Source organism: Enterobacter sp. K510 (assembly GCF_055804875.1).
Genome location: NZ_JBNRLQ010000002.1, coordinates 481,101 through 493,873, shown reverse-complemented (window position 1 = coordinate 493,873; position 12,773 = coordinate 481,101). Strand labels below are relative to the sequence as shown.

General features: G+C 55.8%; 11 protein-coding genes. 6 read left to right on the top strand and 5 right to left on the bottom strand.

Annotation, left to right across the window (positions count from 1 at the left end):
* Nucleotides 1–30 precede the first annotated feature (30 nt).
* From kdgR to ACQUTD_RS04950, 5 genes are all read right to left on the bottom strand, one after another.
* Nucleotides 31–822 carry a DNA-binding transcriptional regulator KdgR gene (kdgR, locus tag ACQUTD_RS04970; protein ID WP_318364236.1) on the bottom strand — a complete coding sequence of 264 codons (792 nt, stop codon included), beginning with the start codon at nt 820–822 and terminating at the stop codon, nt 31–33.
* A gap of 183 nt (nt 823–1,005) precedes the next feature.
* On the bottom strand, nt 1,006–1,887 hold the full coding sequence (gene htpX / locus ACQUTD_RS04965; protein ID WP_072568760.1) for a protease HtpX: 882 nt from the start codon (nt 1,885–1,887) through the stop codon (nt 1,006–1,008).
* 192 nt (nt 1,888–2,079) lie between these two features.
* Nucleotides 2,080–4,128: a carboxy terminal-processing peptidase gene (prc, locus tag ACQUTD_RS04960; protein ID WP_473273914.1), complete on the bottom strand. Its 2,049-nt coding sequence runs from the start codon at nt 4,126–4,128 to the stop codon at nt 2,080–2,082.
* Between the two features lie 19 nt (nt 4,129–4,147).
* Complete coding sequence (proQ, locus tag ACQUTD_RS04955; protein WP_318364235.1) at nt 4,148–4,843, bottom strand: RNA chaperone ProQ; 696 nt, start codon at nt 4,841–4,843, stop codon at nt 4,148–4,150.
* Nucleotides 4,844–4,940: 97 nt separating this feature from the next.
* The gene (locus tag ACQUTD_RS04950; RefSeq protein ID WP_072568763.1) at nt 4,941–5,438 is read right to left on the bottom strand and encodes a GAF domain-containing protein; all 498 of its coding nucleotides are present in this window, start codon (nt 5,436–5,438) and stop codon (nt 4,941–4,943) included.
* A gap of 130 nt (nt 5,439–5,568) precedes the next feature.
* On the opposite strand from ACQUTD_RS04950, the gene yebS reads away from it, so the two are divergent.
* The 6 genes from yebS to ACQUTD_RS04920 all read left to right on the top strand — a co-directional run bounded on the left by yebS (nt 5,569) and on the right by ACQUTD_RS04920 (nt 12,769).
* On the top strand, nt 5,569–6,852 hold the full coding sequence (yebS, locus tag ACQUTD_RS04945) for a membrane integrity lipid transport subunit YebS (protein ID WP_473273913.1): 1,284 nt from the start codon (nt 5,569–5,571) through the stop codon (nt 6,850–6,852).
* On the top strand, nt 6,821–9,454 hold the full coding sequence (locus ACQUTD_RS04940) for a PqiB family protein (protein ID WP_072568765.1): 2,634 nt from the start codon (nt 6,821–6,823) through the stop codon (nt 9,452–9,454). Before yebS ends, ACQUTD_RS04940 begins: the two co-directional genes overlap by 32 nt.
* A 78-nt stretch (nt 9,455–9,532) precedes the next feature.
* Nucleotides 9,533–10,972: a 16S rRNA (cytosine(1407)-C(5))-methyltransferase RsmF gene (gene rsmF, locus ACQUTD_RS04935; RefSeq protein WP_473273912.1), complete on the top strand. Its 1,440-nt coding sequence runs from the start codon at nt 9,533–9,535 to the stop codon at nt 10,970–10,972.
* 112 nt (nt 10,973–11,084) lie between these two features.
* Nucleotides 11,085–11,324 carry a YebV family protein gene (locus tag ACQUTD_RS04930; RefSeq protein WP_088218761.1) on the top strand — a complete coding sequence of 80 codons (240 nt, stop codon included), beginning with the start codon at nt 11,085–11,087 and terminating at the stop codon, nt 11,322–11,324.
* 102 nt (nt 11,325–11,426) lie between these two features.
* Nucleotides 11,427–11,618 carry a YdfD/YebW family protein gene (locus tag ACQUTD_RS04925; protein ID WP_072568768.1) on the top strand — a complete coding sequence of 64 codons (192 nt, stop codon included), beginning with the start codon at nt 11,427–11,429 and terminating at the stop codon, nt 11,616–11,618.
* A 206-nt stretch (nt 11,619–11,824) separates the two neighbouring features.
* Nucleotides 11,825–12,769, top strand: coding sequence for a DUF535 family protein (locus tag ACQUTD_RS04920; protein ID WP_473273911.1), 945 nt, complete (start codon nt 11,825–11,827; stop codon nt 12,767–12,769).
* Nucleotides 12,770–12,773 lie beyond the last annotated feature (4 nt).

The following is a 12,773-nucleotide window of genomic DNA, read 5'->3' as shown; positions in this document are numbered from 1 at the left end:
CAGCAGCGGCTGCCGGGCAACGATTTTTATTCAGAACGGGTAGTCGTTGTAGCCCATCTGCTCAGAGATTTTACGCGCGGCAGTGTGCAGCATGGCCACGTAATCGTGCAAATGCTCCTCAGAGAAACGCAGCGTAGGGAACGAAATACTCAGACCCGCAATCACCACGCCAAAACGGTCAAATACCGGTACGCCAATGCAGCGCAGGCCTTCTTCCTGTTCTTCGTTATCTTCGCCGTAGCCCTGCTCACGTACGATATCCAGCATCGGCAGCAGATCTTCAGTCGTGGTTATGGTGCGATCGGTACTGCGCTTATACTCAACGCCTTCCAGGATCTGCTTCACTTCTTCACGATCGCGCCACGCCAGCAGCACTTTGCCAATCGCCGTGCTGTACAGCGGATTGCGACGCCCGATACGGGAATACATGCGCAGGTTGTACATGGAATCGATTTTGTGAATGTAGACGATACTGTCTTCATCCAGCGCGCCCAGGTGGATCGTCTCTTTGGTCAGACGGGACAGTTCGCGCATCTGAATATCCGCGCTGCGGATCAGATCCACATTCTGTAGCGCACGCGCGCCAAGTTCAAAAAGCTTCAGCGTCAGCGAATACTTTTCTGACTCACCTTCCTGCGCCACATAACCCAGCGATTTCATGGTCTGCAAAAAGCGATAAACAGTGCTTTTTGACATCATGACCCGCTGCGACAGTTCGGTGATACCAATTTCACGCTCTTCGCCGAGCGCCTGCAGGATGCCAAAAACTTTCAGAACTGAAGAGACAGAATCTGGCTGCTTATCCAAATCTGCGATTGCCATTAATCACCTCATCGCCAGTGTTTTATAAAAATTAGAACCGGTTTTTATTATAAATTCGCGGCGGGCTGCCCGCAATGCGCGTTTGGCATCTTCTTTACAAATCTGCGACATAAAACCGAATATCCTGCCGGACGGCATAAAAAAAGCGCGCCGGGTGGCGCGCCTGATGTATCAAATGACGGCTTATTTCAGATAAGCGCCGCTACGCAACGCTTCAATGCGTTTATCCAGCGGCGGGTGAGTCATAAACAGCTCGCTGAGCGATTTGGACTTACCGTTGATGCAAAAGGCCATCATGCTGCTGGCTTCCTGCGGCTCATAGCTGGTTTTCAGACGCTGGAGCGCCGCGATCATTTTCTCACGCCCAACCAGACGCGCGGAACCGGCGTCGGCGTGGAATTCACGGTGACGGGAGAACCACATGGTAATAATGCTGGCCAGGATACCGAACACCAGTTCCAGCACCATCGCCACCACGAAATAGATCATCGGGTTGCCGTTGCTCTCTTCGCCCTCTTCGCGGTTACCACCAAGGAAGCCCGCCGCCAGCTGCGCCAGGATACGGGAGATGAAAATAACGAAGGTGTTCACCACCCCCTGCACCAGCGTCATGGTAACCATGTCACCGTTGGCAACGTGGCTGATTTCATGGGCGATAACCGCTTCCGCTTCGTCGCGGCTCATGTTCTGCAACAGCCCGGTGCTCACCGCCACCAGTGAAGCGTTACGGCTGGCGCCCGTGGCGAAGGCGTTAATATCCGGCGCGTGGTAAATAGCGACCTGCGGCATGGCGATCCCGGCCTGGCGGGACTGCTGCTCGACGGTCTGCATCAGCCAGCGTTCCATATCGTTACGCGGCTGCTCGATGACTTCGCCACCCACGGATTTCAGCGCCATCCATTTCGACATCATCAGTGAAATGATGGATCCGCCAAAACCGAAAAGCAGCGCCATGATTAACAAGCCCTGAATACTGCTGGACTGAATGCCTGTCAGGCTGAGCACCAGCCCGAAAACCACCATCACGGCCAGGTTGGTCAGCAGGAAAAGCGCGATCCGCATCATAATTTTCTTTTAACCCCAGTTTAACAAAACGCACTATGCGATTACCCACATCGTATGGGTATACGCGGCATTTTCAAGGATCCAGGCTTCGTAAGTCACCAGAAAGACACAACTTTACATTGAGAATGACATTGCTGACGTGAATACGCGTTTGTTAAAAAAAACAGGCACAATTTCTTGTGCCTGTGGTTTTTATTTTGCGGGAGCGGGCTTCGCCGTCGGTTGATCTTTTGTGAGATGGGCAAGATCAAGGGCGATATGCACCGTTTCATCCAGATACGGATCCGGCTCCTTGTAATCTTTTGGCAGGTCATCCAGCTTCTTGAGTAACGGCTTGCCTTCGCGCTTAAAGCGATCGTTCAGACGCGCCAGACGAATGGCATCGTCTTCGGCGTTCTCTTTCTCGCGCTGCGCCTCATTCAGCGACACGATGTCCCGTTTTTCCTTCATGGCGTTGAAACGGGCAATGTCCTTCATGATGTACTGGAACTCAGGATCTTTTGCGATACGCTCGTTATGATCTTTCAGCAACTGCGGCCCGTGCGGCGTTAAATCGCCATACTTCACAAAGGTCGCGGCGTTGATGCTGTCCCACGGCAGGGCGTTATCCTCGAACTTCTCGCCGGTTTCCGTCTCTTCATTACCTGTCGGCATGATGATGTCCGGCGTGACGCCTTTACGCTGCGTACTGCCGCCATTAACGCGGTAGAATTTCTGGATGGTGTACTGCACCGAGCCCAGCGCTGGCCATTCCGGACGCAGCATCTGATCGTAAATACGGTTCAGCGAACGATACTGCTGCACGGTACCTTTACCGAAGGTCGGTTCCCCGACAATCAGCGCACGGCCATAATCCTGCATGGCGGCGGCGAAAATCTCCGATGCCGAGGCGCTGAAGCGGTCAACCAGTACCACCAGCGGGCCTTTGTAGTACACAATGCCGTCGTTATCGCTGTCTTCGCGCACTTTACCGTTGTTATCACGCACCTGCACCATCGGGCCGGACGGGATAAACAGACCCGAGAGCGATACCGCTTCGGTCAGCGCGCCGCCGCCGTTGGTACGCAGATCGATAATCACGCTGCTGACGTTCTGTTTTTCCAGCTTCTGCAGCTGCACTTTGACGTCATCCGTCAGGCCAACGTAGAAGCCCGGAATATCCAGCACGCCGACTTTTTCTTTGCCCACGGTTTTCACAGACATTTTTACTGCGCGATCTTCCAGGCGAATGCGTTCACGGGTCAGGGTGACAATGCGCGTTTTGGTGCCCTTGCCTGCCGGCAGGATCTCCAGACGTACTTTGCTGCCCTTCGGCCCTTTAATCAGCGCGACGACGTCGTCCAGACGCCAGCCGATCACGTCCACCATGTTCTGCCCGGTCTGACCAACGCCAACAATGCGATCGCCAACGGTAATGGCTTTGCTTTTCGCCGCCGGACCGCCTGCCACCATCGAATTAATGACGGTGTAGTCATCGTCCATTTGCAGCACGGCGCCGATCCCCTCAAGGGAGAGGCTCATTTCCGTGTTGAACTGTTCGGTGTTACGCGGCGAGAGATAATTGGTGTGCGGATCGATTTCGTGCGCGAACGCGGTCATCGCCAGTGAGAAAACATCTTCACTGTTGGTCTGCACCAGACGACGGATCGCAAACTTATAGCGACGCGTCAGGGTCTCGCGGATCTCTTTTTCGTTTTTACCGGTCAGCTTCAGGCTCAGTTCGTCAAACTTAACCTTGCCATCCCACAGGGCGTTCAGCTCGGCTTCGTCTTTCGGCCACGGCGCTTTGCTGCGATCGACGTTGAAGGAGTCGTTGCCGGTAAAGTCCATCGGACGCTCCAGCACTTTCAGCGCGTATTGATAACGCTCAAAGCGACGCTTCTGCGCCAGATTGTACAGATCGTAGAAAACGTCGAGTTTACCGGTGCGTAACTCATCGCCGATCACGCCCTTTTTCTGGGCAAACTGGGCGACATCGCTGGCTAACAGCACGTTGTGGCTGTAATCCAGCAGGTTCAGGTAGCGATCGAAAATTTTGGCGGAAAACGCCTGATCCAGATCGAACTGGCGGTAGTGGGAGCGAGTGAAGCGCGAGGTTACGCGTTCACTCACTGTGGCATGCTGCGTCTCTTCCTTTAATACCGGAATTTGATCAGCACGCGTAATATCTTCGACGGCGAAAGCCTGCCCTGTGATCAGGAGCAGGCCAGCCAACGCGGTGCGCTTAAACAAAGTGTTCATGCCAGGCCTGGCCTCCGTTTCAGAACAACAGGTGTTCTGCGCGTACAATCATCGACATACCAGAAGTCAGCTGCACACGAACGCCATCTTTGGTGATTTCCGTTACAGTGGCATCCATGGCATTGTTGCCCGCTTTCACCTTGAGGTTCTGCCCCACACTCAGCGCAGTGATATCTGACACTGGAGTATGCTGCGGCTCTTCACGCGGTGCGCGCTGTGGCTTAGCGGCTGGCTTATCGGCACGCGGTTTACGCTCGCCGCCTTCTTTGCGACGAGGCGTCGCCGGGCGCGGTTTACGTTCACGACGCGGTGCGTCTTCTGCCGAATCCCCGGCGGCGGCAGCAGCTTCGCGCTTTTTCGCCTGCTGCTCGGCACGTTGTGCCTGCACGCGGGCTTTGGCTTCTTCCAGCTGCTTACGGGCGTGCTCTACGTGCTGCTCGTCCAGCACACCGCAAGGGTTGCCGTCGAGATCGACGCGCGCTGCGCCCGCTTTGATACCGTACAGGTAGCGCCAGCTGGAGGTGTAAAGACGCAATGCAGAGCGCAGTTGGGTTTTGCTGAGATTCATCTCACCATCAACACGCTCGACGAGATCCTGAAAAATACCGATTTTCAGGGGGCGCGCTTCGCCTTCAGCACTGAAACAGAGCGGAAAACGTTCGGCCAAAAATGCGATAACTTCTTTACTACTGTTCAACTTAGGTTGATTTTCCATGAAATTTCCTGATTACAACGGACGTAGCCAACTAGCCGCAGGCATGAACAGGCGTCATTATAATGACGCTATCAGTAAATGCTACGTTATCCGTTGATTATCCTGCGACGGCTGCAAAGAATTTACGGTAATCGGTCGCCGCCAGAACGGTTTCAAGCTGCGAAACCAGCTGGCGCAGGCCCTCTTCGTCCTCAGCAGTAAAGCGGGAAAAGACCGTACTGTCGATGTCGAGCACGCCAATAATCTGATCGTTCACTACCAGCGGCAGAACAATTTCAGCATTACTGGCGGAATCGCAGGCGATGTGGCCATCAAAGGCATGCACATCATCCACCCGCTGCACACGGTTTTGCGCCACCGCGGTGCCACATACGCCGCGACCGACAGGAATACGTACACAGGCGATTTTGCCCTGGAACGGCCCTAACACCAGCGTCTCGCCTTCCAGCAGGTAAAACCCTGCCCAGTTAACCCCATCCAGACGCTCAAACAGCAGCGCGCTGGTATTGGCAAGGGTGGCTAAGAAACTGCTTTCACCTGTCATCAACGCCTGAAAATCGCGGTTCAAATCCGCATAGAAATCTGCTTTGTTCATTATTTAATCACTTGGTTGTCTTACAAAATTCCTGCACAGCCTAATAAAATAAGCATTAAATGCGTTCTTGCTCAAGATGATTCCATTCATGAGTTAATATAGATGCATTCCAACACTGGCTATTGAAACCATGGCTTTAAAAATCTCGCAGGTAACACCAGACAAAAAAATCACCGTACATTCGGTTGGTGATGCTTTGCCTCGTGCACATTATCAGCGTTGCCCGCAGTGCGATACGCTTTTTGCGTTACCGGTGATGAAATCGCACCAGAGCGCCTGGTGTCCGCGGTGTGACGCCAAAATTCGCGATGGACGCGACTGGTCGCTGACGCGCCTGGCGGCGATGGCCGTCACCATGCTGTTGCTCATGCCCTTTGCCTGGAGCGAACCCTTGCTGCGCTTCTATTTGCTGGGCACGCGCATCGACGCCAACCTGTTGATGGGCATCTGGCAGATGACCGCCCAGGGCGATCCATTGACCGCAGCAATGGTTTTGTTCTGTACCGTCGGCGCGCCGCTGGTGCTGGTGGCCGCCATTGCCTATCTGTGGTTCGGTAATATTCTTGGCATGAACCTGCGCCCGGTGCTGCTGATGATCGAGCGGCTGAAAGAGTGGGTGATGCTGGATATTTATCTGGTCGGCATTGGCGTCGCCTCTATCAAGGTGCAGGATTACGCCTACCTGCAACCGGGCGTCGGGCTGCTGGCGTTTGTTGCGCTGGTGATCCTCAGCATCCTGACCATTATCCACCTCAACGTGGAACAGCTGTGGGAGCGTTTTTATCCCCAGCGGCCGGCGACCCGCCCGCATGATAACCTGCGCGTCTGCCTCGGCTGCCATTTCACCGGTTTGCCCGATGCCCGCGGTCGCTGTCCGCGCTGCCATATTCCGTTACGATTTCGCCGTCGGCAGAGCGTTCAGAAATGCTGGGCGGCGCTGCTGGCGTCCATGGTCTTTCTGTTACCTGCGAATCTGTTGCCCATCTCGGTGGTTTACATTAATGGCGCGCGCCAGGAAGACACCATTATGTCGGGGATTATTTCACTGGGGAGCAGCAATATCGCTGTCGCCGCCATCGTATTTATCGCCAGTATTCTGGTGCCTTTCACCAAGGTTCTGGTCATGCTGACGCTGCTTATCAGCATTCATTTTAAATGTGAGCAAGGATTACGGACTCGTGTATTGTTATTGCGGCTGGTGACCTGGATCGGGCGCTGGTCGATGCTGGATTTGTTTGTAATTTCACTCACCATGTCTTTGATTAATCGCGATCAATTGCTCGCGTTTACCATGGGGCCAGCTGCGTTTTATTTCGGCGCAGCGGTAATTTTGACTATTCTTGCTGTGGAATGGCTGGACAGCCGCTTACTTTGGGATGCACATGAGTCAGGAAACCCCCGCTTCACCGACTGAAGCGCGCATTAAAACTAAACGTCGTATTTCACCTTTCTGGCTGCTGCCGGTCATCGCGCTGATGATCGCAGGCTGGCTTGTCTGGAGCAGTTTCGAAGATCGCGGTAATACCATTACCATCGACTTCGTTTCCGCCGATGGCATTGTGGCGGGACGCACGCCGGTCCGTTATCAGGGGGTGGAAGTCGGCACGGTGCAGGACATTCGCCTGAGCGAAAAACTCAATAAAATTGAGGTGCGGGCGAGTATTAAAGCCGACATGAAAGATGCGCTGCGTAGCGATACCCAGTTCTGGCTGGTAACGCCCAAGGCGTCGCTGGCCGGTATTTCAGGTCTGGATGCGCTGGTGGGCGGTAACTATATCGGCATGATGCCGGGCAAAGGCGAACCTCAGGATCATTTTACCGCGCTGGATACGCAGCCAAAATACCGTCTTAACAACGGTGAGCTGATGATCCATCTCCATGCGGCGGATCTGGGCTCCCTGAGCAGCGGCTCGCTGGTCTACTTCCGTAAAATCCCGGTGGGCCGCGTCTATGACTACGCCATCAACAAAGACAAACAGGGCGTCACCATCGACGTGCTGATTGAGCGCCGTTTCACTAACCTGGTGAAAAAAGGCAGCCGCTTCTGGAACGTCTCCGGCGTGAAGGCGGACGTGGGCCTGAGCGGTGCGAAGGTGGAGCTGGAAAGCCTCGCCTCGCTGGTGAATGGCGCCATCGCTTTTGACTCGCCGGACAGCTCCAAACCCGCAGAGCCGGACGATGAATTTGGTCTGTACGAAGATTTAGCCCACAGCCAGCGCGGCGTGCTGATCAAACTCGATTTGCCGGGCGGCCAGGGGCTGAAAGAGAACTCTACGCCGCTGATGTATCAGGGGCTGGAAGTGGGCGAGCTGACCAAAATTAACCTTAATCCAGGCGGCGGCGTCACCGGCGAAATGACGGTGGATCCGAGCGTGGTCAATCTGCTGCGTGACAATACGCGCATTGAGATGCGCAGCCCGAAAATTTCCCTGAACGATACCAGTCTCAGTTCGCTGTTAACCGGCAATACGCTGGAGCTGGTGCCGGGCGAAGGCGAGCCGCGGGATCACTTTGTGGTATTGCCCGCCGATAAAACCCTGTTGCAGGAGCCGGGCGTGATCACCACAACCCTGACCGCGCCGGAAAGTTACGGCATCGATGCCGGTCAGCCGGTGATCCTGCACGGTGTGCAGGTGGGTCAGGTACTGGAGCGTAATCTGACGGCGAAAGGCGTGACCTTCGCGGTGGCGCTGGATCCGCAGTATCGCGATCTGCTGCATGGCGACAGCAAATTTGTGGTCAACAGCCGGGTGGACGTCAAGCTCGGTCTGGACGGCGTGGAGTTTCTCGCCGCCAGCGCCAGCGAGTGGATCAGCGGCGGGATCCGCATCCTGCCCGGCAATAAAGGCGAGATGAAATCCACCTATCCGCTGTTCGCCAACCTTGATAAAGCGCTGGAAAACAGCCTCGGCGATCTGCCCACCACCACGCTGACGCTCTCCGCCGAAACCCTGCCGGACGTACAGGCGGGATCGGTGGTGCTGTATCGCAAGTTTGAGGTGGGTGAAGTCATCACCGTGACGCCGCGCGCCAATGCCTTCGACATTTCGCTGCATATTAAGCCGGAATACCGCTCGCTGCTGACCAGCAACAGTGTGTTCTGGGCGGAAGGCGGCGCGAAAGTGCAGCTCAACGGCAGCGGACTGACGGTACAGGCCTCGCCGCTGTCCCGCGCGCTGAAAGGCGCCATCAGCTTCGATAACCTGCCGGGAGCGGGCGCGTCTACACGTAAAGGCGACAAGCGGGTACTCTTCCCGTCAGAAACCGCCGCCCGCGCCGTCGGCGGGCAGATCACCCTGCACGCGTTTGATGCCGGAAAACTGTCCGCCGGGATGCCGATCAAATACCTTGGCATTGATATTGGCCAGGTGCAGGATCTGAAGCTCATCACCGAACGCAACGAAGTGCAGGCAAAAGCGGTGCTTTATCCGGAATATGTGCAGACCTTTGCCCGCACCGGGACACGCTTCTCGGTGATCACGCCGCAGATTTCCGCGGCGGGCGTGGAGCATCTTGATACCATTCTGCAGCCTTATATCAACGTCGAGCCGGGACGCGGCAACGCACGCCGCGACTTCGAGTTACAGGAAGCGACTATCGCCGACTCCCGTTATCTGGACGGGCTGAGCATCGTGGTGGAAGTGCCGGAAGCAGGCGGGCTTAATATCGGTACGCCGGTGCTGTTCCGTGGCATGGAAGTGGGTACGGTCACCGGCCTGACGCTGGGCACGCTGTCAGATCGCGTGATGGTCGGCCTGCGGATCAGCAAGCGCTATGAGCATCTGGTGCGGAATAACTCGGTGTTCTGGCTGGCTTCCGGCTATTCACTGGACTTTGGCCTGACCGGTGGCGTGGTGAAAACCGGCACCTTCAACCAGTTTATTCGCGGTGGTATTGCCTTCGCCACCCCGCCGGGCACGCCGCTGGCGCCGAAAGCGCAGGTCGGTAAACATTTCCTGTTACAGGACAGTGAACCGAAAGAGTGGCGTCAGTGGGGCACCGCCCTGCCGCGTTAACCAACCGGGGCTCCGGCGTGTCTGCGCCGGGGCCTTTATGCTACACTGCGCGCCTGTTTTTTTGCTGGTGATACGCGAGTGGCACACAATTCTGTTTATCTTCCCGATGCTTTTCTTACGCAAATGCGCCAGGCCATGCCGTCGCATCTCTCCTTTGACGACTTTATTGCCGCCTGCCAGCGCCCGTTGCGCCGCAGCATTCGCGTCAACACCCTGAAAATCAGCGTGGAAGATTTTCTCACGCTGGTGGCGCCCTATGACTGGCATCTGACGCCGGTGCCCTGGTGTGGCGAAGGTTTCTGGATCGAGCGTGAAGAGGAAGATACCGTGCCGCTCGGCAGCACCGCCGAGCACCTGAGCGGCCTGTTTTATATTCAGGAAGCCAGTTCCATGCTGCCGGTCGCCGCGCTCTTTGCCGGGGACGAACAGCCGTTACGGGTAATGGATGTGGCCGCCGCCCCGGGATCCAAAACCACGCAAATCGCCGCCCGTATGCAGAATCGCGGGGCGATCCTCGCCAATGAATTTTCGGCCAGCCGCGTAAAAGTGCTGCACGCCAATATCAGCCGCTGCGGCATTCATAACGTCGCCCTCACCCATTTCGACGGACGGGTGTTTGGCGCAGCGCTGCCGGAAGCCTTTGATGCCATTCTGCTGGACGCGCCCTGCTCCGGCGAAGGCGTGGTGCGTAAAGATCCCGATGCGCTGAAAAACTGGTCGGTGGCGAGCAATCTGGAAATCGCCGCCACCCAGCGCGAACTTATTGACAGCGCTTTTCACGCCCTGCGGCCCGGCGGGACGCTGGTCTATTCCACCTGCACGCTTAACCTGGACGAGAACGAAGCCATCTGCCACTGGCTGCAGGCGCAATATCCTGACGCCGTGGAATTTGAATCGCTGACAAGTCTGTTTCCGGATGCCGGCGCCGCGCTTACCGCAGAGGGTTTCCTGCATGTCTTTCCGCAGATTTACGACTGCGAAGGCTTTTTTGTCGCGCGACTGCGTAAAACCGCCTCCGTGGTCCCTTTACCGGCCCCGACCTACAAAGTAGGTAATTTTCCCTTCACGCCGATGAAAACCCGTGAAAGCGCAAACGTTATGCAGGCGGCGGCCAGTGTCGGGCTGCGCTGGGACGAGCAGCTGCGGCTGTGGCAGCGGGACAAAGAAATCTGGTTATTCCCGGCGGCCATCGAACCAATGATCGGTAAAGTGCGCTTCTCCCGTCTGGGCATCAAACTTGCCGAGGTGCATAACAAAGGTTTCCGCTGGCAGCACGAAGCCATTATCGCGCTGGCCGGTACTGCAAATCCGCTGGCCTTTGAGCTGACCCATCTGGAAGCCGAAGAGTGGTATCGCGGACGTGACGTTTATCCGCAAACCACGCCCCCGCAGGACGACGTGATTGTCACTTTCCAGGGGCAACCGCTGGGGCTGGCGAAAAAAATCGGCTCGCGGCTGAAAAACAGTTATCCACGTGAACTGGTACGGGACGGGCGTTTATTTGCGGACAGAGACTGACGGCTTAAAAAAATAAGCACATTCTGACTGGCATATTCCGCTTAAGTGAACCAGGCTAAAAAATGGGTGACTTTACTGGTCGTACCACTATAGCAACTTAACGGAGAGCATTATGACGAAAACCAGCGTGCGTATTGGCACCTTTGAAATCGATGATGCTGAGCTGCAAGGCGAACAGCAGGGTGAACGAACATTGCGTATTCCATGCAGTTCCGATCCGGATTTATGTATGCAACTGGATGCCTGGGATGCGGATACCAGCATTCCGGCGCTGCTTGATGGTGAGCACTCAGTGTTGTACCGCGAACATTATGATGAGCAGTCTGATACCTGGATTATGCGTCTTGCCTGATCCGAAGAACCCGTCTTCCGGACGGGTTATTTACTCCGCGAATTTCCCCCGCTCTGTTTCATCCCCTACACTTACTCTACGTTAGCCCGATCTGAGGATGGAATGTTCGCACTGGTATTATTTGTTTGTTACCTGGATGGTGGGTGTGATGACATTGTGATTGATGTCTATAACACCGAACAACAGTGCCTGGTGGCCATGGACGAGCAACGTTTGCGGCACGGCGGCTGCTACCCGGTAGAAGATTTTATCGATGGCTTCTGGCGTCCGGCTCAGGAGTACAGCGATTTCTGATGACCTTTTTCATATATTGCGCTGCGGGTGCTCCGCAGACGCAATAATACCCTCGCCCGCGTCCCTGTTTATTGCCCTTCCGGTCTTTTTATTTAAATCAGATTAACCTCAATCAATCCTAAACAAAGCGGAAATAAAACTCCCGCAGCCATTAACATATTTTTGTCAGGCCTCCAGAATAGTCGGAAATTAGAGAGGTCATTATTGTGACAAACACTACCCTGCAAATTGATGCGCCCTCATCGCCGCATCCACACCTTATTTCCGACCTGATCCATGGCCGTCTGACGCCCGGACCGATCTGGCAAAAGCGCGATTATCGCGTTAAATTTCTCCTGCGCTCGCTGCTCTTCTGGCCGTCGACCGTTAAGATGCTGAACAGCCTGTCCAGCCGTCCGGGCTTCGATCGCCTGCTCAGCGCCCAAATCACGCTGCCCAGTAAATCGCACCGCCAGTATCTGATGCGGGGCCTGCGTGCCGGACAGCGCGCCGACGCTATCATCAGCCACTATGACTATATCGACAGTCTGACCTCCGCACCGCTTGCGGAGGCGCTGACCGCTGCCGCGCCGGTACCTCTAATGGGATTTACCGGCAAAGACGACGCGCCCTTTACCGTCTACGCCTCCTGCGCCAGCAAAGCCGAGCGTGAAGGGGAAAGCACCCTGTGGCTGTATGGCGCAGATAATACGCTGCTGGCAAGCGCCACTTTCAGCGTGGTGACGGAAAAGGGAGCGCGCGCGCTGATGGTGGGAGGATTACAGGGACCGCGCCGCTCGGTTTCTCACGACGTCATTAAACAGTCCACCCGCGCCTGCTACGGTATCTTTCCGAAACGTATGCTGATGGAAATATTCTGGCAACTGGCGGCGCTTACCGGCATTACGGCGGTCTATGGCGTCAGCGATAAAGGCCATGTGTTCCGTGCCCTGCGCTATCGTTTCAGTAAGGGCCGGCATTTTCATGCCAGCTACGATGAATTCTGGGCCTCCGTGGATGGCACGCCTGACAACGCCTGGCGCTGGAAGTTGCCGTTACAGCTTGAGCGTAAATCACTTGAAAGCATTGCCAGCAAGAAACGCGCTGAGTATCGCCGCCGCTTTGCGCTGAAGGATGATGTTCAGGCCCGTCTGCGGGCGCTGTTTGATTAATCAT